15 protein-coding genes and 1 pseudogene are annotated in these 21,491 nt (G+C 60.5%); 4 read left to right on the forward strand and 12 right to left on the reverse strand.

Annotated elements, in window-relative coordinates; all coding sequences use genetic code 11:
- Positions 1–105: 105 nt before the first annotated feature.
- From ACI2KB_RS16740 to ACI2KB_RS16750, 3 genes are all read right to left on the reverse strand, one after another.
- Positions 106–1,491: a DUF3999 domain-containing protein gene (locus ACI2KB_RS16740; protein WP_404636303.1), complete on the reverse strand. Its 1,386-nt coding sequence runs from the start codon at positions 1,489–1,491 to the stop codon at positions 106–108.
- Positions 1,488–4,325 carry a DUF2339 domain-containing protein gene (locus ACI2KB_RS16745; protein WP_404636304.1) on the reverse strand — a complete coding sequence of 946 codons (2,838 nt, stop codon included), beginning with the start codon at positions 4,323–4,325 and terminating at the stop codon, positions 1,488–1,490. The genes ACI2KB_RS16740 and ACI2KB_RS16745 overlap by 4 nt, the downstream gene beginning before the upstream one ends.
- Before the next feature lie 247 nt (positions 4,326–4,572).
- The gene (locus ACI2KB_RS16750; protein ID WP_404636305.1) at positions 4,573–7,056 is read right to left on the reverse strand and encodes a glycogen/starch/alpha-glucan phosphorylase; all 2,484 of its coding nucleotides are present in this window, start codon (positions 7,054–7,056) and stop codon (positions 4,573–4,575) included.
- Between the two features lie 403 nt (positions 7,057–7,459).
- Here ACI2KB_RS16750 and pip point away from each other — a divergent pair, with 403 nt between their 5' ends.
- From pip to mdoH, 4 genes are all read left to right on the forward strand, one after another.
- The gene (pip, locus tag ACI2KB_RS16755) at positions 7,460–8,431 is read left to right on the forward strand and encodes a prolyl aminopeptidase (protein WP_404636306.1); all 972 of its coding nucleotides are present in this window, start codon (positions 7,460–7,462) and stop codon (positions 8,429–8,431) included.
- A gap of 158 nt (positions 8,432–8,589) precedes the next feature.
- Entirely contained in the window at positions 8,590–9,027 is a 438-nt protein-coding gene (gene dtd, locus ACI2KB_RS16760) for a D-aminoacyl-tRNA deacylase (protein WP_404636546.1), read from the forward strand.
- A gap of 264 nt (positions 9,028–9,291) precedes the next feature.
- A complete protein-coding gene (locus ACI2KB_RS16765) occupies positions 9,292–11,277 on the forward strand; it encodes a glucan biosynthesis protein G (protein WP_404636307.1) in 1,986 nt (661 codons plus the stop codon).
- Positions 11,270–13,858: a glucans biosynthesis glucosyltransferase MdoH gene (gene mdoH, locus ACI2KB_RS16770; RefSeq protein WP_404636308.1), complete on the forward strand. Its 2,589-nt coding sequence runs from the start codon at positions 11,270–11,272 to the stop codon at positions 13,856–13,858. The genes ACI2KB_RS16765 and mdoH overlap by 8 nt, the downstream gene beginning before the upstream one ends.
- 161 nt (positions 13,859–14,019) lie before the next feature.
- Here mdoH and ACI2KB_RS16775 read toward each other — a convergent pair whose 3' ends face one another.
- The 9 genes and pseudogenes from ACI2KB_RS16775 to hisI form a co-directional block, all read right to left on the reverse strand.
- Positions 14,020–14,895 carry a methyl-accepting chemotaxis protein gene (locus tag ACI2KB_RS16775; RefSeq protein ID WP_404636547.1) on the reverse strand — a complete coding sequence of 292 codons (876 nt, stop codon included), beginning with the start codon at positions 14,893–14,895 and terminating at the stop codon, positions 14,020–14,022.
- A pseudogene (locus ACI2KB_RS16780) lies at positions 14,881–15,963 on the reverse strand (methyl-accepting chemotaxis protein); the annotation flags it as partial. The gene ACI2KB_RS16775 and the pseudogene ACI2KB_RS16780, both read right to left, overlap by 15 nt.
- Before the next feature lie 303 nt (positions 15,964–16,266).
- Positions 16,267–18,183, reverse strand: coding sequence for a methyl-accepting chemotaxis protein (locus tag ACI2KB_RS16785; protein ID WP_404636309.1), 1,917 nt, complete (start codon positions 18,181–18,183; stop codon positions 16,267–16,269).
- A 242-nt stretch (positions 18,184–18,425) separates the two neighbouring features.
- The gene (locus tag ACI2KB_RS16790; RefSeq protein ID WP_404636310.1) at positions 18,426–19,133 is read right to left on the reverse strand and encodes a 16S rRNA (uracil(1498)-N(3))-methyltransferase; all 708 of its coding nucleotides are present in this window, start codon (positions 19,131–19,133) and stop codon (positions 18,426–18,428) included.
- Positions 19,130–19,921: a twin-arginine translocase subunit TatC gene (gene tatC, locus ACI2KB_RS16795; protein ID WP_404636311.1), complete on the reverse strand. Its 792-nt coding sequence runs from the start codon at positions 19,919–19,921 to the stop codon at positions 19,130–19,132. The genes ACI2KB_RS16790 and tatC overlap by 4 nt, the downstream gene beginning before the upstream one ends.
- The gene (tatB, locus tag ACI2KB_RS16800) at positions 19,918–20,385 is read right to left on the reverse strand and encodes a Sec-independent protein translocase protein TatB (protein WP_404636312.1); all 468 of its coding nucleotides are present in this window, start codon (positions 20,383–20,385) and stop codon (positions 19,918–19,920) included. The genes tatC and tatB overlap by 4 nt, the downstream gene beginning before the upstream one ends.
- A gap of 10 nt (positions 20,386–20,395) precedes the next feature.
- Entirely contained in the window at positions 20,396–20,665 is a 270-nt protein-coding gene (locus ACI2KB_RS16805; RefSeq protein ID WP_404636313.1) for a twin-arginine translocase TatA/TatE family subunit, read from the reverse strand.
- Positions 20,666–20,709: 44 nt separating this feature from the next.
- A complete protein-coding gene (locus ACI2KB_RS16810) occupies positions 20,710–21,042 on the reverse strand; it encodes a phosphoribosyl-ATP diphosphatase (RefSeq protein ID WP_404636314.1) in 333 nt (110 codons plus the stop codon).
- A 2-nt stretch (positions 21,043–21,044) separates the two neighbouring features.
- A complete protein-coding gene (gene hisI / locus ACI2KB_RS16815) occupies positions 21,045–21,437 on the reverse strand; it encodes a phosphoribosyl-AMP cyclohydrolase (RefSeq protein ID WP_404636315.1) in 393 nt (130 codons plus the stop codon).
- Positions 21,438–21,491: the final 54 nt, after the last annotated feature.

Raw genomic sequence — 21,491 nt, forward strand, 5'->3', positions numbered from 1 at the left:
CGGTTTCGTAGTGATTGAGTTCACGGGCTACATGAATCTAGCCGGTCAAACGTGACAAGTTGAGGCGCCCGATCCTGTTTTTCTGGAAGCAGGATCGGTTCAGCTTCACCGTTTGCCGCTCGACGCGCGCAACGTGCCGATCGCCATCCAGCCGAGGAAAATCACCCCCAGCACTAACACGGCCCATAAGCCGATGCGCTTCCAGTCCGGCCCGGTAGCGACCGGCACAGGAGGCGCGGGGATGGCGACCGGGGTGGTGCTCAATTTGGCGCTGCCCAGCGACGCGAGCTTGTCCGGGGTGAGGCCCGGCACCAGCGTATTCAATGGCAGGGCGGCGCCTTTGATCGTTGCGTTGCCGATGGCCAGGCTGTAAGGCGGGGCGCCACGGGCCAGAAACACCAGTTGTGTGGCGCGCACGGCGAAACTCAGTTTCGGCACCTCGTTGCCCAGACCGCCGCCGCGATCATCGACTTCCAGCTTCAACTGCTGAACGACATTGCCCGGCAGTTCCATTTCGTCCTGCACCACGTCCTGGCCATTTTGCGTCAGGCGATACAACAGGCCGCTGTCGATCGTCTGCCAAGGCGCATTGCTGTCGTGGCGCGCATACAGCGTGACCGGCGCGAGGCTATTGGGTTGGGTAATGGCGATCTTCATGCGCTCCAGCGGCAGGGCCACGGGCAATTGCCAGACGTAAACGCCGGGCTTTTCGACACTGCCCGCAATGCCCGGCGACCAACTCAACGGCATGACGCCGGGGCGGGTGCTGACCAGTTGCGCGGAGGTCAGCGTCGGTGCCGATTGTGGGTTGGTCCACAGCAGACGCAGATAGCGGGCGTTGCGGCCGGGGAGCGTCACGACACGCTGTTCGACCAACTCGTCGGCGAACGACAGCCGGGCAACCTGGCCTTCACCCCAGCGTTTCCAGTGTTGAAGATCGTCGCTGGCTTCGACACTGAAACGCTGGAAGCCTTCGCGCTCGCTGTTCCAGTCGAGAATCAGTTGGTCCAGTGGCGCGTTGATCGCGCTGGTGTCGAGCAGCCAGCCGCGCAGAATCTCCTCGCCCGCCTCCATGTCGCCTTGAGGTTGCACCTCCACCAGCGTGCCGGTGGTGCTGCGTTCGACGCGGATTTTCGGCTCGGCGTCTTTTGCGTCGTCATCGTTGTAGAGCGGGAACCACTTCACGTCGACCGGGGTTTCCTCTTCTTCCCGCTGCGGTTCGCCCAGCGTCAACGCGTAGGGCTGCGCCTGGCCATCGGCGTTGAACACGCGAATGTCGTTGAGCGTGCTCTGGCGAGCATTCAGTTGCGCAGCCAGCGGCAGTTCAAGGCGATACCACGGGCCTTCGCCGCTGATCGTCAACGGCGTGTGGCTGGCGAAATCATCAGGCAGGTCTTCGGCCTGACTGAGCAATGGGGCCAACAACAGCGCGCCGAATACAGCGGCCTTGGCGAGAGACTGACGGCTCAACAATGGGCTCCTGACGTTCATGGCGTGGCCGAATCGGAAGGCGCTGAGTCAGAAGATGTCTGGCTGCGTGTAGGGCCTTTCGGTGGTAGTGGTGCGAAATATCCCACCACAAGCAGCAGAATGCCAACGCCGATAAACGAGATGATTCGCTCCAGCCCGCCCCGATTGCTCAGCTCGACGAAGAACAGCTTGGCGACCACGATGCCGATCAACACCGCGCCTACGATCCACAGATCGCGTCGAACGCGCAGATGCCCGCCGATCATCAGCGCCAGCGCTGTCAGCGTCCAGACGATGGACAGCCCGGCCTGAACCCGCATCGATTCGAACAGCGCGTCGGTGTGCCAGGCCACGCCCGCCCAGTGATGGGCACTACGCATGACCATTGCGGTGATCAGCGCGAACAGGGACGCGCCCGCGATCACCAGCGCGGCTTTACGGGCGTATTCAGAACTGACACCCAGTTGAGGCAGTTGCTGACGCGTCCAGTTGAAGATCCCGGCCATTGCGATCAACAACCCCAGCTCCAGCGGGTTGATCAACGGCAGGTACGGCAGTGGATTGGCCGCGCCCTCGCTGAACCCGTTGGCCATCCAGAACCACGCCAGCATCAACGCTGCCAACGGAGCAGCGGCCCAGACGCGGTATTCGCGAGGGCAGGCACTGAGTGGCCATGGCCACTGGCGCGACGAGGTCATGGCCAGCAAATACAGGCTCGGCACCAACGCCCAACCCAGCCAGCGCCACGCGTTGTACGACTCGGACAGCACCAACAGGCCGTAACGCAATTCCAGCGACAGCACGCCGATGATCAACCAGCAACCGAGCACGTGAGCGGCACTGCGCAGGCGCGGCAGCAGCATTTCGTCCAGACGCTTCAGTGAAATCAGGTGCGCAGCGAACACCGCAAGCCAGCCCAGCCAGCCGCCATTGGCAGCCGGGTGGTAATAGGGGTCGAACAACATCAGGCCCAGCAGGACGAAACTGGCCGGGGTCAGCAGCGTGCACAGTTGCGCCAGTCCGGCCCAATGAAGGCGCAAGGCCGTAATCATCCACAGGCCAACGCTGACCGCGCCCAGTGCCAGCAGCGTCGGGATCTCCCGTACGCCCGAGACGTAATGGGTGCTGACGCAAAGCGCCACTGACCACCACATCACGCCCCAGATCAAAAGCAACGGTTGCAGCGCCCGTTTGCTGAATGTCAGGCGCAATGTGCCGATGCGTTCCACGGTGAATGCGCTGATCAACGCCGCCAGCGAAAGGATCAATGGCGTCCAGAAGTCGCCGTGGTTGAAGCTGGGTGAGTACCACCTGCCAACGATCCCCAGAAACGCGAAACCGGCGCCGAGTTGCAACAACAGGCCAAAGAAACGCGCCAGCAAACGGTTCTGGCGCATTCCCAGCCAGAACACCGCTGCGCCCTCGACGGCCCAGGCGACGGTGGTCCATTGCGCACTCAGGCCCAGAGGAATGGCCAGCGTCGCGAACACCACGCCCAGCGACAGGCAGGTCTCGACCAGCAACACCACGCGACCGGGGGCTCTCCCCGCAAGCAATCGTGCGATGCCTATATAAAGGAGGCCCATGACCAGCGCACTGAACGCGGCGCCAAACTCGATGTGTTGCACGATGGCGTATTGCAGACCAAAGCCTGCGATGGGCGTGCCGAACAGCAGGCTGCCATCGACGTAATGGCTCTGCCTGGCCGACCAGCGCAACATCGCCTCGCGGCTGTCGTTCTCAGGGCCGGTGGCGTGTTCCTGCAATTTACGCCGGGCGAACAACAAGCCGATGGCCAGGTACATCAGGAAGAACAGGATCAGGAACGGCTCGGTGCTCCAGAACAGTTCTGGGGTGTAAGCCTTCAAGCCCCACGCTGAGCCAATGCCGAACGTGCCGACGAAGCCGATCAGGTTCAGTGGGCGCCAAGCCTTGAACCAGGCGATGGCGAAGATTCCGGCATTGAGCAGGGCGAAATAGCTGAACAGCGCGACATGGCTGCCTTCGCCGGTTGACGTCAGCAATGGCGCCGCAAAACCGCCCAGCGCGGCCACACAGGCCAGCGCCAGCGAGTTTTGTGTCAACGCGAGAATCGCCGAGAACACGGTTACTGCGACCAAAAGCCCGAACGCCATGCCGGGAGCGAGCAGGGTGTGGACTTTCATTGCAGCGAAGACCGTCAGGTACAACACCGCGACCCCCGTGCCTTGCAGCATCAGGGCGAAGGATTCGTTGCGCTGGCGCAGCCACCAGCCCAATCCCAACAGCGCGAGCGCGGCCACTGCGACCCCGGCGTAACGCGCCTCGATGGGTACGACCATGCCCTCGGTGGCGTAGCGCAGCAGAAACGCCAGACCGAGAAACAGCAGCACCACGCCGACGCGCAACACCGTGTTGCCGCCCAACAGCCAGTCTTTCGCGTGGCCCAGAGCGTTGTCGAGCAGGTTGGGTTCGGCGGGGGCGTGAGAGTGAGCAGGGGCGGGCGTCTCGGGTGCGCGGCGCCATTCTGAGTCTGCCGTGGTCTGCGGGGTGACCGACTCCAGGTCTGGGAGGTCCCAGATCAATTCGGGGCCGGTGTCGGCAACCGGCTCCACGACCAGCGGAGTCGGGGCGCGAGCGTCAGGCAACTGCGCCGCGGCGGAGTCCAGATGGCTGAGGCGTTCTTGCAGGGCTTGCAGGTCGAGGCGGGTCCTGGCCAGCTCGGCTTTGTGCTCGTTGGTTTGGCGAGACAGTGATGACAGGCGAAAACTCAGCCCCAACGCCAGCCCGATGACCGCACCAACGGCCCCGCCCAGCAGCGACTCATCCAGCACCGCACCGAAGAACAGGCCCACCAGCAAAAGAATCCATTGCACGCGACGACATTCCATTTAGCCGCAGGACGGCGATGGCGAGGAGTATATCGGGGGATGCAGAAGAGGAAACATTTTGTGTCAGCGTGCGAGAACCAGGTCTCGCACAAACCATCGGGTCCTGTAGGAGTGAGCTTGCTCGCGATAGGTCATCACATCCAACGCATGGGGTGACTGACACATTGAATCGTCTGGACGCGGCCCAGACCAAGCTCACTCCTACAGGTTTTGCGTCGGTCGGGCGTTTACGTTAATCCAACGCCTGCCAGATCTCGTTCGCGTACTCGCGAATGGTCCGGTCTGAAGAGAACCAACCCATACGCGCGGTATTGAGCACTGCCGAGCGCCACCATTCCTTGCTGTCGTGCCAACGCTGTTCGACTCGGGCCTGAGCCGCCCAGTACGACTCGAAGTCAGCACACACGAAGAAACGGTCATAGTTGATCAATTGCTCGATCAACCCGGCATAGCGGTACGGATCATCCGGCGAGAACACCCCGCCACGAATCGCCTGCAACACATCGTTCAGCCGCGCTGACGAGGCAATGTCGCCATGGGCGTTGAACTCACCGGCATGTTTGCGCGCTTCGACTTCTTGCGAGGTCATGCCGAAGATGAACATGTGTTCCAGCCCGACCTGCTCGCTCATTTCCACGTTGGCACCGTCCAGTGTGCCGATGGTCAGCGCTCCATTGAGGCCGAACTTCATGTTACTGGTGCCCGAGGCTTCAAGCCCTGCCGTGGAAATCTGCTCCGACAGGTCGGCAGCGGGGATGATGCTTTCCGCCAGGCTGACGTTGTAATTAGGCAGAAACACGACCTTCAGGCGACCGCGCAGGGTCGGATCGTTGTTCACCGTACGGGCGATGTCGTTCGCAAGTTTGATGATCAATTTGGCCGAGTGATAACTGGCCGCCGCCTTACCGGCGAAGATCTTCACCCGTGGCACCCAATCGGTGCTCGGGTCAGCGCGCATGGCCTGATACAAGGCCACGGTGTGGAGCAGGTTCAGCAGTTGACGTTTGTACTCGTGAATCCGCTTCACCTGTACGTCGAACAGCGCTTCAGGGTTGAGCGTGATACCCAGACGCTCCTGAACGATGGCGGCCAGCGCCCTTTTACGGTGCAGGCGCTGCGCTGCGAATTCTTTCTGGAAGGCAGGCTTGTCAGCCAGCGGCTCCAGTTTCAGCAGCGCCGTTTCATGGTTATCGAGCACCTGCTCGCCCAGTTCCTTGACCAGCATCCCGGTCAGTTGCGGGTTGGACTGGAACAGCCAGCGGCGGAAGGTGATGCCGTTGGTTTTGTTGTTGATGCGCTCCGGATAGAGCTTGTGCAGTTGCGCGAATACGGTCTTGCGCATCAGTTGGGTGTGCAGCGCCGAGACGCCGTTGACGCTGTGAGAACCAAGGAATGCCAGGTTGCCCATGCGCACGCGGCGGCCGTTGTCTTCTTCGATCAGCGACACCGCGCGCAAGAGGCCGAACAGGTCCGGATCATCCTTGTGATCGACGCGTACGGTGTCGATGTGCTGGGCGTTGATCATGTAAATGATCTGCATGTGGCGCGGCAGCATGCGCTCCATCAGGCCCACCGACCAAGTTTCCAGCGCTTCGGGCAACAGCGTGTGGTTGGTGTAAGCGAGGGTGCCGACGGTGATGCGCCAGGCTTCGTCCCACTCCACGTCGTAGAGGTCGATGAGGATGCGCATCAGCTCCGCCACGGCAATCGACGGGTGCGTGTCGTTCATCTGGATGGCCGCGTGTTCCGGCAGGCTGTTGATGGTGTAGCCCATATTCTTGTGGCGACGCAGCAAATCTTGCAGCGAGGCCGAGACGAAGAAGTATTCCTGGCGCAGGCGCAGTTCCTGGCCCGCTTCGGTGCTGTCGTTGGGGTACAACACGCGGGAGATACTCTCCGCGCGCACGACTTCCGCCACGGCACCGACATGGTCACCGGCGTTGAAACGCTCCAGGTGCAGGTCTTCAACGGCACGGGCGCGCCACAGACGCAGGGTGTTCACCGCCTTGCCGCGCCAGCCCACGACGGGGGTGTCATAGGCAATCGCGCGGACGGTTTCGCCCGCATTCCAGACTTGGCGGGTTTCACCCGAGGCATCGAGTACCGCATTGCCAGCGGCGTCGAGCACCGGTTGCACGCTGCCGCCAAAGCCGATCTGGTAAATCACTTCCGGGCGTTCGAACTCCCACGGGTTGCCGAAATCCAGCCAGTTTTCGGTTTGCTCCTGCTGCCAGCCGTCGACGATGGCCTGACGGAACAAACCGTGTTCATAACGAATGCCGTAGCCATGACCGGCGATGCCCAACGTGGACATGCTTTCCATGAAGCACGCCGCCAGACGCCCAAGACCGCCGTTGCCCAGTGCGGCATCGGGTTCCAGGGTGCGGATTTTCTCAAGGTCCACATCCAGGCTTTTCAATGCCTCACGGGCGGTTTCCAGAATGCCCAGGTTGCTCAGGCTGTCGAACATCAGACGCCCGATCAGGAATTCGAGCGAGAGGTAGTAAACCCGCTTCTTCTCCTGCTTGTAGATGTAGCGGGTGTGCTTCATCCACTTCTCGGCCATCTTGTCACGGGTCGCCAGCGCGATGGCCATGAACCAGTCATGGTCGAACGCGTGGGCGGCATCTTTACCGACGGCGAATTCGAGTTTGGTCAGTACAGCTTCACGAAAGGCTGCCACTTCAGCGTCACGAACGTTGGGTTCCGGAGACATCGGGTACGACCTCAAGTTGGTTGGACGATTAAATGGGGTTGTTTGACTGTAGGGGGTGTCGCCGGTTATTTCCTGTCATCTGAATGAAAATTCCGGCAGCACGACCCACGGTTCGACTCAGGTGAGGCGCTCTGGTTCGGCGGTGTTTCGGATTGTCAGACACGTTATGAACGCTTGCATTGATCGTTCCAGTTTTGTGCATGACTCATATTGTGGGAGCCGGCTTGCTGGCGAATGCAGGGTGTCAGACGACATGTTCATGTCTGACTCCGCGTATTCGCCAGCAAGCCGGCTCCCACAGAAAACAGCAGGTTCATGCGCCAATATGATCATTTACCGTTTCGGGTTTATGATGCCCACGGCAGATAGATAGAAGCCCCTGAATTGGACTTTTGGAGCACCTATGCAGACCTTGTACCCGCAGATCAAACCCTACGCCCGGCACGATCTGGCAGTGGAAGAGCCTCATGTGCTGTACGTCGATGAAAGCGGCTCGCCGGAAGGTTTGCCGGTGGTGTTCATCCACGGCGGGCCGGGTGCGGGATGCGATGCCCAGAGCCGTCGCTACTTCGATCCGAATCTGTACCGCATCATCACTTTCGATCAGCGCGGCTGTGGTCGCTCCACCCCCCATGCCAGCCTGGAAAACAACACCACCTGGCATCTGGTGGAAGACCTTGAGCGCATTCGCAAGCATCTGGGTATCGACAAATGGGTGCTGTTCGGCGGCTCTTGGGGTTCGACCCTTTCATTGGCCTATGCCCAGACTCACCCTGATCGCGTGCATGCACTGATTCTGCGCGGCATCTTTTTGTGCCGTCCGCAGGAGATCAAGTGGTTCTATCAGGAAGGCGCGAGCCGCCTGTTCCCGGATTATTGGCAAGATTACCTGGCGCCGATCCCGCTGGACGAGCGCGGCGACTTGCTGAGTGCGTTTCACAAACGTCTGGTGGGCAGCGATCAGATCGCACAGATGCACGCCGCCAAGGCGTGGTCGACCTGGGAAGGTCGCACCGCCACGCTGCGTCCGAACCCGCTGGTGGTCGACCGTTTCTCCGAGCCGCAGCGCGCGCTGTCCATCGCCCGCATCGAATGCCATTACTTCACCAACAACGCCTTCCTTGAAGAAAACCAACTGATTCGCGACATGCCCAAAATCGCGCATCTGCCGGGGATCATCGTGCACGGCCGCTATGACGTGATCTGTCCGCTGGATAACGCCTGGGAACTGCATCAGGCCTGGCCGAACAGTGAGCTGCAGGTGATTCGCGATGCGGGGCATGCGGCGTCGGAGCCTGGGATCACCGATGCCTTGGTGCGCGCGGCCTCGCAAGTGGCGCGGCGTTTGCTCGACTTGCCGCCGGAAGAGGCGTAACAAAAGAGTCAGGCGCTACGCGGTCGAAAACTGTGGGAGCCGGCTTGCTGGCGAATGCGGTGTGTCAGCCACCGGAAATGTGTCTGGCCCGGCGCATTCGCCAGCAAGCCGGCTCCCACACAGATTGTGTTGAACCAGAAAATGGGTGGAAGGCTTCAATGAAAGGTTTGCTCCAACGCGTGCGCGCTGCACGCGTCGATGTTGCGGGCGAGACTGTGGGCGCCATCGATCAAGGCTTGCTGGTGCTGGTCGGCGTCGAGCCTCAAGACACTCGCGCCAGCGCCGAAAAAATGCTGCACAAGCTGCTTAACTATCGGGTGTTCAGCGACGATGACGGCAAGATGAACCTGTCGTTGAGTGATGTCGGCGGTGGTTTGCTGCTGGTTTCGCAGTTCACTTTGGCGGCGGACACCCGCAGTGGCATGCGGCCCAGCTTCTCCAAAGCCGCGCCGCCCGCGGTGGGTGCCGAATTGTTTGACTATTTGCTGGAAAAGGCTAAAACCTCGCACAAGACGGTCGCTGCGGGCCAATTTGGTGCGGATATGCAGGTGCATTTAGTAAATGATGGCCCTGTGACATTTTTGCTGGAGACGTAAAACCCGCAGTTTGTCTGTCATACCCGAATTTATTAGGCAAAAAGCCATAAATACTTTGTTTCCCCTGATGCGTTGTCACGCGCGCTGCTAGATAATCGCGCGCTACAAGACGAGCGATTGCCCGTCAAATCAGTAAAAACGCAGATTGGTCCGAAATCGTTTGGGGAATCATTGGCCCCATTCGGAGTCGGAACAATGCTCGCCAACCCGGCATGTGATGGCTGGCCGTTGGTTTCTTCATCTGTTTTTCGGCGAGGGTTGCTCGTGATTGTTAGTCCATGTAATGCACCAAAGACCCCTGGAAAGCGCCTGCGAAGCGCTTTGTTGGCCGGGTCGGCTTTGTTCTGTCTGTTCGGCGCCAGCCAACTCTGGGCGTTCGATCTGGACGACGTGGCGACAAAGGCCAAAGAGTTGGCCGGACAGAAATTCGTAGCCCCGAAAAGCAACCTGCCTGCAGAATTCCGCGACATGAAGTTTGCGGACTACCAGAAGATCCGCTTCCTGCAAGACAAAGCCGAGTGGGCTGCTGACCGAACTCCGTTCAAGATCTCGTTCTATCATCAGGGCATGCACTTCGACACGCCGGTGAAAATCAACGAAGTCACCGCGACCACCGTCAACGAAATCAAGTACGACCCTGCGCGTTTCGATTTCGGCGGCATGAAGTTCGACGCCAAAGCCACCGAAAACCTCGGCTGGGCCGGTTTCCGTGTCACCTATCCGATCAACAAGGATGACAAGCAGGACGAGATCATGACCATGCTGGGCGCGAGCTACTTCCGCGTCATCGGTAAAGGTCAGGTTTATGGCTTGTCTGCCCGTGGTATGGCCATCGACACCGCGATGTCGTCGGGTGAAGAATTTCCTCGCTTCACCGAGTTCTGGATCGAGAAGCCAAATCCCGATGAACAGCATCTGGTGATCTTCGCGCTGCTGGACTCTCCGCGCGCCACTGGCGCCTACAAGCTGATCCTGCGTCCGGGTACCAACACGCTGGTCGACGTTCAGTCGCGCATGTTCCTGCGTGAGAAAGTCGGCAAGCTGGGCGTTGCGCCGCTGACCAGCATGTACCTGTTCGGCGCCAACCAGCCGTCGAAAGTCCTCAACTACCGTCGCGAACTGCACGACTCCAACGGTCTGTCGATTCAGGCCGCCAATGGCGAGTGGATCTGGCGTCCGCTGAACAACCCGAAACACTTGGCTGTCAGCAGTTTCTCGGTCGAGAACCCGCGTGGTTTCGGTCTGTTGCAACGTGGCCGCAATTTCAGCCATTACGAAGACCTGGACGACCGCTACGACAAACGTCCTAGCGCCTGGATCGAGCCAAAAGGTGACTGGGGCAAAGGCACTGTCGATCTGGTCGAGATTCCGACCGCTGACGAAACCAACGACAACATCGTTGCGTTCTGGAAGCCGGAAACCCAGCCAGAGCCAGGTCAGCCAATCGACTTCAACTACCGCCTGCACTGGACCATGGACGAAGACTCCATCCACTCGCCCGATCTGGGCTGGGTCAAGCAGACCCTGCGTTCGACCGGTGACGTGAAGCAGTCCAACCTGATCCGTCAGCCAGACGGCAGCGTGGCGTATCTGGTCGATTTCGTCGGCCCGACCTTGGCCAAACTGGGTGAAGACCCGGCGATTCGCAGCCAGGTCACCACCGACGACAACACCGATCTGGTGGAAAATAACCTGCGCTACAACCCGGTCACCAAAGGCTGGCGCCTGACGTTGCGCCTGAAGGTCAAGGACACCAACAAGAACGTGGAACTGCGCGCGTACCTGCTGCGTGAAACCCCGGTCGAGCCTGGTAAGGAACCTGCGATCATCACTGCTGACAAAGCAGACAAGAAGCCTGAGAAAAAAGCCGAGGCGAAAGCCGTTGCGGCAGCCCCGGCACCGAAGGATGAGAAGGCCGAAATCGTCAAGACCGACGCCCTGAAGGCCGGTGACGCCAAAGACCCGAAAGATGCCAAGGTCGCCAAAGCGGACGCGAAAGACGCGAAGGCCGATGCTAAAGACGCCAAAGCTGACGCCGCCAAACCAGCCGACGCCGTGAAGGTCGCCGAAGCCAAGTCTGACGAGGCTTCTCGTCCTGAAGCCGCTCTGGGCGATGCCGCCAAGGCGAACAAAGGCAGTAAAGAAACCGCGCAGCCAGCGAAAGAGGCTGCCTCCACCCAGCAGGGCCCGGCCATGAATCAACAGATTCTGACCGAGACCTGGAGCTACCAGTTGCCAGCCGATGAGTAATTCACAAGCCGTGCCTGAGTCTCTGAACGAGTACCTTGCACATTTGCCAATGAGCGACGAGCAGCGGGCGGAACTTGCCAGCTGCACCTCGTTTGCTGAGCTGCATGAACGCCTTTCGGCACAGACCGTCGCTGATCCTGCCGAGGCCGCCCAGGCTTCGGTGGGGCGTCGTCTGACCCTGACCACCGCTGACGAGCTGCACGAAGCTGAAATGCTGGCTGTGGACGCCAGCGGTCGTGTCTGCCTGAAAGCCACGCCCCCGATTCGCCGTACCAAAGTCGTGCCCGAGCCGTGGCGGACCAACATCCTGCACCGCGCCTGGCGTCGGATGACCGGGAAATCCAACCCGCCTCCGCCGAGTCACGACGATTTGCCGCGCGACTTGCCCAAGTCCCGCTGGCGTACGGTGGGTTCGATCCGCCGCTACATCCTGCTGATCCTCATGCTGGGCCAGACCATCGTGGCGGGCTTCTACATGAAGGGCATCCTGCCGTATCAAGGCTGGTCGCTGGTGTCGTTCGACGAAATCAGCCATCAAACCCTGTGGCAGACCGCCGTTCAGGTGATGCCATATGCGCTGCAGACCACCATCCTGCTGATGTTCGGGATTTTGTTCTGCTGGGTGTCGGCTGGTTTCTGGACCGCACTGATGGGCTTCCTCGAACTGCTCACTGGTCGCGACAAGTACCGCATCTCCGGTGCCAGCGCCGGTAACGAGCCGATTGAACCCGGTGCCCGCACTGCGTTGGTGATGCCGATTTGTAACGAAGACGTACCGCGTGTATTCGCGGGCCTGCGTGCAACCTTTGAATCGGTGGCTGCCACCGGTGATCTGGATCGCTTCGATTTCTTCGTGCTCAGCGACACCAACGAAACCGACATTGCTGTTGCCGAGCAACAGGCGTGGCTGGACGTGTGCCGCGAGACCGGTGGTTTCGGCAAGATTTTCTACCGCCGTCGTCGCCGTCGCGTAAAACGCAAAAGCGGCAACCTGGACGACTTCTGCCGTCGCTGGGGCGGTGACTACCGCTACATGGTCGTGCTCGACGCTGACTCCGTCATGAGCGGTGAGTGCCTGACCAGCCTGGTGCGCTTGATGGAAGCGACCCCGGACGCCGGTATCATCCAGACCGCGCCAAAAGCGTCGGGCATGGACACCCTGTATGCGCGCATGCAGCAGTTCGCTACCCGTGTGTATGGCCCGCTGTTCACCGCCGGCCTGCACTTCTGGCAGTTGGGTGAATCCCACTACTGGGGGCACAACGCGATCATCCGCATGAAGCCGTTCATCGAGCACTGCGCCTTGGCGCCGCTGCCCGGTAAAGGCGCGTTCGCCGGTGCGATCCTGTCCCACGACTTCGTTGAAGCTGCGCTGATGCGCCGTGCCGGTTGGGGCGTGTGGATTGCCTACGACTTGCCGGGCAGCTACGAAGAGCTGCCGCCGAACCTGCTGGACGAACTCAAGCGTGACCGTCGCTGGTGCCACGGTAACCTGATGAACTTCCGTCTGTTCTTGGTCAAAGGCATGCACCCGGTACACCGTGCGGTGTTCCTGACTGGCGTGATGTCGTACCTGTCGGCGCCGTTGTGGTTCCTGTTCCTGGTATTGTCGACAGCGCTGCTGGCGGTCAACACGTTGATGGAGCCGACCTACTTCCTGGAGCCGCGTCAGCTGTATCCGCTGTGGCCACAATGGCACCCGGAAAAAGCCGTCGCGCTGTTCTCGACCACTATCGTGCTGCTGTTCCTGCCGAAATTGCTCAGCATCATCCTGATCTGGGCGCAGGGCGCGAAGGGCTACGGTGGCCGGATCAAGGTCACACTGTCGATGCTCATGGAAATGCTGTTCTCCATGCTGCTGGCGCCAGTGCGGATGATTTTCCACACCCGTTTCGTACTCGCCGCGTTCCTCGGTTGGGCTGCGACCTGGAACTCGCCACAACGTGACGACGATTCCACGCCATGGAGCGAAGCGGTCAAGCGTCACGGTCCACAGACACTGCTGGGCTTTGCCTGGGCCGCTCTGGTGGCCTGGCTGAACCCAAGCTTCCTTTGGTGGCTGGCGCCTATCGTCGGTTCGCTGGTGCTGTCGATTCCGGTGTCGGTGATTTCCAGCCGCACTAACCTGGGCCTGAAAGCCAAGGACGACAGCTACTTCCTGATTCCGGAAGAGCACACGCCGCCGCAAGAACTGCTTTCCACCGACCAATACACCCACGAAAACCGCTGGCATGCGCTGCATGACGGTTTCGTGCGTGCCGTGGTCGACCCACAACAGAACGCATTGGCCTGCGCCTTGGCGACCTCGCGTCACCGTGAGGCTGAGCCGATCGAATGGATGCGTGTCGAGCGCGTGCGCCATGCCATCAAGGGCGGCCCTGAGCACCTGAACAACAACGAGCGCCTGCAATTGCTGAGCGATCCTGTTGCGCTGGCGCGGCTGCACGAGTTGGTCTGGGCTGAAGGCAACGAGGCCTGGCTGGAAGCGTGGCGCGCGTCGGTCAAGGCCGATCCACATGCGCCGTTGCTGCCATTGCAGCCTGCGACCCATGTGAATGCGCCGTCGTTGGCCAATGCCTGAGTGATCGCGCTGTACGCAAAACGCCGCTGAAGAGCAATCTTCGGCGGCGTTTTTGTTTCTGAATGCAATGCAGTACCTGTGGGGGATAATCCGCCGCCTCGGCGCCACACCCTGTGGGAGCCGAGGCGGGTTATCTCCCACCGGGTTAATAGCGTTCGCCTTCAACCCACTCGAAATCTCCCCACCATCTCCTGCAACTGCATCCCTAACCGCGCCAGTTCCACGCTGGACGCGGCGGTCTGTTCGCTCGCCGCCGCGGTTTGCTCCGATACGTCACGCACGGCGAGCACGCTACGATTGATCTGCTCGGCCACCACGCTTTGTTCCTCGCCTGCCGTGGCGATCTGCTGGTTCATGTTCTGAATGGTCGAAACGGTCCGGGTGATGTGCTCAAGGGCGGCCCCTGCACGGCGACTCAAATCCACACTGCGATCCGTCAGGCTGCGGCTGGCGTCCAGCGTGCTGACCACTTGCTGTGTTCCGCCTTGCAGCGCGGCGATCAGCACCTGAATCTCTTCGGTTGATTCCTGTGTTCGCAACGCCAGGCTGCGGACCTCATCGGCCACCACCGCAAAACCACGTCCGGCCTCTCCGGCCCGCGCGGCCTCGATGGCGGCATTTAGCGCCAGCAGGTTGGTTTGCTCCGAAACGGACCGAATCACATCGAGTACGCCGCCGATCTTGTCGCTTTCCAGCTTCAGTTGGCCCATCGCCTGCGATGAGTTGTTGACCTCGACCGCCAGCCTTTCGATCTGGCAAATCGCCTCGGCCACCACTTTGTCACCCTCGCGAGCCCGCTGATCGGCCTGTTGCGCGGCCTCGCTGGCTTCCTCGGCGTTACGCGCGACCTCCAGGACGGTCGAGGTCATCTGGTTCATCGCCGTGGCGACCTGATCGGTTTCCTGTTTTTGACTGTTCACGCCTGCGCTGGTCTGCCCGGTGACCGCCGACAATTGCTCGGCAGCGCTGGCAATCTGCGTGATCCCGTCGCTCAGGCCCACGATCAGGCTACGCAGCCGTACCGTCATGTCCTGCATGCTCTGTTGCAAGGTGCCCATCTCGTCCTGACGCCGAACATTGAGGTCTTTGCTCAAATCCCCATTGGCAATGCGGGCAGCAACGCTCAGCGTTTCACGCAGCGGCACGATGATCTGCCGCGTGATCAGCCAGGCAGCCAGTATGCCAAGCAGGATCGCCAGCCCGGCCACGCCGCTGAGGGTCTTGCGAGACTGGTCGGCTTCGCTGTCGCGCCGTTTGGCCTGCAACTCCATGATCTCGGTGGTGGACGACAGCAAGTTATCACCCATCGTCTCCATGGATTCCTGCGCGGCCTCCGCCTTCGTTTGCAGTACCTTCAATTGATTCAACTGGGCACGGTAATCCTCAAGGGCCTTTTGCGCACTGAGCAGAATGGACGCGTTAGTGGCTGAAGGGCTGGCCATGATTTCTGCGACTTCGCGCAACGCATTGTCGATCTCGCCGACTGCAGCCATCTCAAAGGTGTCGGACCCTGTATAGAGGTAGGCCTGCGTGTTGTAGCGAGCCGTTTGCAGGTTTCGGCGTAATTGCAGGATGTTGGTGAACTCGTCGAGTTGTTCCTGGTTTCCCTGCTCTTCACTGACGGCCTTCATGACATCCGCTTCGACTTTATCCACAGCGGAAATGACCGTGTCGGACAGCCCTCCCATCTGTTTGCGTGAATCATCACGGGCCTGTAGCAATTGGCCGAGGCTGGAAAAGGCCGCTTCCAACGCACTGACCGTTTCGCTTTGTTTGTTGAGCTTTTGAATGATGTCGGCGGGGTAGTCCTCGCCTCTCAAGAGGCTCAGATGTGCTTCGATGCCGTTGATTCGCTGTGAGACTGCGCTGGCACTTTCAGTCGTGTTCTCGATGCGGAAAATAATACGTTCGGCGCGCAGGTCCTTGGTCAGCGCGTTGAGCTGCGCGATGGCGCTCATCGATTCCGAGCGTTCGATCATGGTGTCCAGGCCATGCCAGCCCGTCAGCGTGATGACCAGCGTGAGCAACAGCACCAGGCCAAAACCCAGCGACAGTTTGAGTTTGACGCTGGTGTTGGCCAGCGCCGTGTTGATTCCCTGCAACATGGTGCATCTCCTGCGAATGGGCGATAAACGCGCATCGGCAGGAGGTACGGGAACGTGACCTGATGAAGTCGTAGGATATTTCTGAAGCGAACGCGAGGGTGAAGCGGGTCACATCCTGTGAAGCCTATTCGCCAGCAAGCCGGTTCCCACAGGTTTGGGGTCGAACACAATGCCCACGTTCGACGCGAGTTTTTGTGGGAGCCGGCTTGCTGGCGAATGCGGTTTGTCAGTGACCTCAATGTGGCGGGCAGATCGCTTTTGTCCGCCAACGCCCCAAGCCAGAAGGATGCGCAGAAGCAGTGGTTAAACTCTGAACTTACCCACCAGCCCCTGCAAATGCGTACCCAACCGCGCCAGCTCAACGCTGGATGCCGCCGTCTCCTCGCTGGCCGCCGACGTCTGTTCTGAAACATCTCGGACGTTGAGCACGCTGCGGTTGATCTCCTCGGCGGTCGCACTCTGTTGTTCTGCGGCAGCGGCAATCTGTTGGTTCATGGCCTGAATCGCTGACACGGTCTGGGTAATATTTTCCAGCGCGCCGCCCGCCCGTCGGGTGAGTTCGACGCTGCTGCTGGTCAATTCTCGGCTGTTGTCCATGATCGCTGCGACCTGCTGCGTACCATTTTGCAGACCGGCAATCAGCTCTTCGATTTCCTCCGTGGACTTCTGCGTACGCTGCGCCAGACTGCGTACCTCGTCGGCCACCACCGCAAAGCCACGTCCGGCTTCCCCAGCCCGCGCCGCTTCGATGGCGGCGTTAAGGGCCAGCAGATTGGTCTGCTGGGCGACGGACTTGATCACGTCCAGCACGCTACCGATCTTGTCGCTCTCGCGTTTGAGTTCACCCATCGCCTCAGTGGAATGTCCTACCTCGGTGGCCAGGCGTTCGATCTGGGCAATCGCCTCGCTCACCACCTTGTCACCCTCGCGGGCCTGCTGATCGGCTGCTACAGCGGCTTCTGAGGCCTCCTCGGCGTTACGCGCGACTTCCTGAACGGTGGCGGTCATTTGGTGCATGGCCGTGGCGACCTGATCGGTCTCGACCTTCTGGCTGTTGACCCCGGCGCTGGTCTGTTCGGTCACGGCGGACAGCTCTTCGGCGGCGCTGGCGATTTGCGTCACGCTGTCGCTGATGCCACCGATCAGGCTCCGCAGGCTGACGGTCATGCGTTGAATGCCACTTTGCAGTTGGCCCAGTTCGTCGCGACGGCCCAATGTCAGGTCATGGGTCAAGTCGCCGGAGGCCACACGATCCACCGCCAGGAGGGTATGTTTGAGCGGCAACGTGATCTGGCGAGTGATAGCCCAGGCGGCAAGCACACCAAGAAACAGCGCCACGATGGTCGCCAGGCCCAGCATCGACTGCGCCTGTTGACTGTCAGCATCGCGTTTGGCGTTCTGCGAAGTGGTCAGTTTGTCGCTGAGATCGAGCAACTGCTGGCCTAGCGCAGCCATTTTGTCCAACGCCTGACGGCTGGTCTGTTGCGCATCGCGGTATTGCCCGACCGCCACGCCGTAGCCTTTCAGCGCCAGATTGGCTTTTTGCAATTGAGGAATGTATTGCGACGAGACATCACCGGCCAGTGTGTTCACGCCGATGATGGCTTCGTCGATGGCGGCGGTGGCGTTTTTCTCGAAATCCGGGTTGCCGCTGAAGGTATAGCCACGCACTTGAAAGCGGGCTTGCTGGATCAACTTGCTCACACCCACTGCGCTGTTGAATTGCAGGATGTTGTCATGCTGGATCAGCGCTTCTTCGATCTTGTTGACCTCATTGACCGCCGCATCAGCGGTGTTGCCCAGATTGGCCCGAGCGGCTTCGCGGACCTGGATGGCTTTGGTCATGTCATCGAAGGTACGTCGGTAGTCCGTGGCGGCCTGGGTCTGGGCGTCCAGCAGTTTGAGGTCGTCGGCCCCGGAAATTCGGGCATGAGCGGTCTTGAGGTCGCCATCGAGTTTGTCCAGCGCGGTCATGACCGCCCTCGCGGTGTCGGCGTTGGACTGACTCTCATACGCCATGCGCGCAGCGCGCAACTCCATGGTCTGTTCGCTGATCTGCGAAATGTTCGCCAGCTTGTCACCCCGCTCGATCAGCGACGAAACGCTCGACCAGCCGGTGGCCATAATGATCAGCGTGAGCAACAGCACCAGGCCGAACCCGATGGTGAGTTTGCGGCTGACACTGATGTTTCCGAGGTATTGGGCAGCCCAGCGGTACATGATGATTCCTTGCGCATTATTTTTATGGACGCAAGGTTATCGGCGCGGATGCACCGTTCTGAAGCGCCCTGCGCAGGGCATATCGGCCAAGTTGGGAACGCAATCCGCATCTGACCGAAGGCCGTAGAAGCGTGGCTAGCTGGCGAAGGTGTCAGGTCAAACACATTGATGGTGGCTGACACGTCACTTTCGCCACCAGGGCGGCTCCCACAGGGTTGACGTGAGGCTGCTATTGAAAGAAATCAGAACAACCGGGCGAGGAGGGCGGTGACGGCGGTTTCCACGCGCAGGATGCGTTCGCCAAGCTGCACCGGGTTTAGGCCCGAAGCACGCAGCAGGTCGATTTCGTAGGGGATCCAGCCGCCTTCGGGGCCGATGGCCAAGGTCACTGGTTCAGTGACCGCACGCGGACAGGCGGGAAAGTCACCGGGATGGCCGACCAACCCCAACGTCCCGTCAACGATCGCAGGTAAGCGGTCTTCAACGAACGGCTTGAAGCGCTTTTCGATGATGATCTCCGGCAGCACACTGTCTCGCGCCTGTTCAAGCCCGAGAATCAGATGCTCGCGGATCGACGCAGGCGTTAGAAAAGGGGTCTGCCAGAAGCTTTTCTCGACGCGGTAGCTATTGACCAAAATGACCTTGGGCACGCCCATGGTGGCGACGGTCTGAAACACTCGGCGCAGCATCTTCGGGCGGGGCAGGGCGAGGACCAGCGTCAGCGGCAGCTTGGCCGGAGGCTTGCGGTCGAAGCTGACCGACAGCTCCGCTTCGCGCGTTTCCAGCCTCAGCAGTTCAGCGCTGCCCAGCAACCCGTTCACACGCCCCACGCGAAGGCTGTCGCCAACTTCCGAGCGATGCACCTCTTGCATGTGCTTGAGGCGGCGGTCGCGCAGAATCACGCGATCCGCCGAGATGAAATCAGCGTCTTCGAGCAGCAGCAGGTTCACGGTTGGGTCGCTGGTGGCTGGTCTTGCTTGTCGGTCTGCTCGTCGTCTTCATGGTCACCGCGTTTGGTCACCATCGAGCTGCACAAGACGCCGATCTCGAACAGCAGCCACATCGGCACCGCCAGCAGTGTCTGCGAGAAGATGTCCGGTGGGGTCAGGATCATGCCGACCACAAAACAGCCGATGATTACGTAAGGGCGGATTTTTTTCAGGTACTTCACGTCGACGATGCCGATCCACACGAGCAGCACGACGGCCACCGGAATCTCGAACGCCACGCCGAAGGCCAGGAACAGGGTCATGACGAAATCCAGATAACTGGAGATGTCCGTCATCATTGACACTCCCTCCGGAGTCACGCTGGCGAAGAAGTGGAAAATCAGCGGGAACACCAGAAAGTACGCAAAGGCCATCCCGGCATAGAACAGGATGATGCTGGAGATCAGCAGCGGTACGGCCACGCGTTTTTCGTGTTTGTACAGGCCCGGCGCGATGAAGCCCCAGATCTGATAGAGAATCACCGGCATCGCCAGAAACAGCGCGACCATCATCGTCAGCTTGAACGGCGTCAGGAACGGAGAGGCCACATCGGTGGCGATCATCGTCGCGCCTTCCGGCAAGAACTTGCGCAACGGCGCCGAGACGAAGGTGTAGATCTTCTGCGTGAAGTAGAACAGCGCGCCGAAGATCAGAAAGATCGCCAACACGCAGCGCAACAGGCGCGAGCGCAGCTCAGTCAGGTGCGAGACCAGCGGCATTTGCTGGTCGTTTTCCGGGATATCGCTCATGGGGCTCTGGGAGGCTGTGTCGAATCGTTGGCAGAAGGCGTGCCTGGCGCGGTGGCGGCCTGTGTGGTGTCCGGGGCGGGCTCAGCCGTGGCGGGGGCAGCTTCAGGCGTGAGCGAGGGCTTCTCGACCATGATGACCTGCTCCGAAGCTGCCAGCGTACCTGCAGGCGCGTGCTCGGCATGCGGGGCAGGCTGCACGACCGGCGGCACTGCAGGTTGCTGCGGCTGCATGATTTTGCGCGCTTCTTCTTCCAGCGAAAGAATGTGCTCGTTGTGCAACTGACGGCGAATCTCGTCAGCGCCGATTTCGCGCTCAACTTCCTGTTTGATCGCGTTGAAGCTGCGTTTCAGGCGCCCGACCCACAGCCCGGCAGTGCGCGCGGCCCCTGGCAGACGCTCGGGACCCAGCACCAGCAGGGCCACGAGACCCACCAGCAGCAGTTCAGAGAAGCTGATACCAAACATGCGTCACGACCTAGTCTTTGCGGATGGGGTCTTCGACTTTCTGCGCGGTGGCGTCGATGGTGTGCGGCTGATGCAGCGGCTGGCCCTGAGGCGGCTGCGCAGTCGGCTGTGGCTGAACCGGTGGTTGCTCGGCCGGTTTCTCGTCGTCGTTCATGGCCTTGCGGAAGCCCTTGATCGACTCGCCCACATCGGTGCCCAGGTTTTTCAGTTTCTTGGTGCCGAAGACCAGTACGACGACGACCAGGATGACGATCCAGTGTTTCCAGTCAAAAATGCCCATGGCAGGTTCCTCACAAGAAATTCGGGGGCTTGGCAGCCCGGTATTTATTTCGCCGAGCGCGCGGCTTTTTCGGCGTGGCCGGACAACCCGAAACGGCGGTCCAGTTCATCGAGTACGGCCTGTGGATGCTGGCCCAGTGCTGCAAGCATGACCATGCTATGGAACCACAGATCGGCGGTTTCGTAGATGACATCGCTGCAGTCACCACTGACAGCGGCGTCCTTGGCGGCGATGATGGTTTCGACCGACTCTTCGCCGACCTTCTCCAGAATCTTGTTCAACCCCTTGTGATAGAGGCTGGCGACGTAGGAAGTGTCGGCAGCCGCGCCTTTGCGCTCTTCGAGCACTTGCGCCAGGCGAGACAGGGTATCGCTCATGTTCAGTGTCCTGCGTGATAAATGGCGTCCGGGTCTTTGAGCACCGGGTCCACGGTTTTCCAGCTTGCGTCTTCATAGACGCGGTAGAAGCAGCTTTCGCGGCCGGTGTGGCAGGCGATGCCACCCATCTGCTCGACCATCATGATGACGACGTCGGCGTCGCAGTCCAGGCGCAGCTCATGCAGCTTCTGCACGTGGCCCGATTCTTCGCCTTTGCGCCACAATTTGCCACGGGAACGCGACCAGTAGATGGCGCGGTTCTCCTGAGCGGTCAGGCTCAGGGCTTCGCGGTTCATCCAGGCCATCATCAGGACGCGACCGGTCTTGTGGTCCTGCGCAATGGCAGGCACCAAACCGTCACTGTCCCACTTAACCTCGTCCAGCCAGTCTTTCATCGTCGGCTCCGGCCGCTCTGTAAAGGGGGTTAGTGTGCCAGCGGGTGGCGCCGA

The organism is Pseudomonas sp. NPDC088444, assembly GCF_044900175.1.
GTDB lineage: Bacteria > Pseudomonadota > Gammaproteobacteria > Pseudomonadales > Pseudomonadaceae > Aquipseudomonas.

Coding starts and splice junctions, on each gene's coding strand:
- ACI2KB_RS16740 (WP_404636303.1), bottom strand. CDS start 1,491: ATGAACGTCAGGAGCCCATTGTTGAGCCGTCAGTCTCTCGCCAAGGCC.
- ACI2KB_RS16750 (WP_404636305.1), bottom strand. CDS start 7,056: ATGTCTCCGGAACCCAACGTTCGTGACGCTGAAGTGGCAGCCTTTCGT.
- pip (WP_404636306.1), top strand. CDS start 7,460: ATGCAGACCTTGTACCCGCAGATCAAACCCTACGCCCGGCACGATCTG.
- dtd (WP_404636546.1), top strand. CDS start 8,590: ATGAAAGGTTTGCTCCAACGCGTGCGCGCTGCACGCGTCGATGTTGCG.
- mdoH (WP_404636308.1), top strand. CDS start 11,270: ATGAGTAATTCACAAGCCGTGCCTGAGTCTCTGAACGAGTACCTTGCA.
- ACI2KB_RS16775 (WP_404636547.1), bottom strand. CDS start 14,895: ATGCAGGACATGACGGTACGGCTGCGTAGCCTGATCGTGGGCCTGAGC.
- ACI2KB_RS16785 (WP_404636309.1), bottom strand. CDS start 18,183: ATGTACCGCTGGGCTGCCCAATACCTCGGAAACATCAGTGTCAGCCGC.
- tatC (WP_404636311.1), bottom strand. CDS start 19,921: ATGAGCGATATCCCGGAAAACGACCAGCAAATGCCGCTGGTCTCGCAC.
- tatB (WP_404636312.1), bottom strand. CDS start 20,385: ATGTTTGGTATCAGCTTCTCTGAACTGCTGCTGGTGGGTCTCGTGGCC.
- ACI2KB_RS16805 (WP_404636313.1), bottom strand. CDS start 20,665: ATGGGCATTTTTGACTGGAAACACTGGATCGTCATCCTGGTCGTCGTC.
- ACI2KB_RS16810 (WP_404636314.1), bottom strand. CDS start 21,042: ATGAGCGATACCCTGTCTCGCCTGGCGCAAGTGCTCGAAGAGCGCAAA.
- hisI (WP_404636315.1), bottom strand. CDS start 21,437: ATGAAAGACTGGCTGGACGAGGTTAAGTGGGACAGTGACGGTTTGGTG.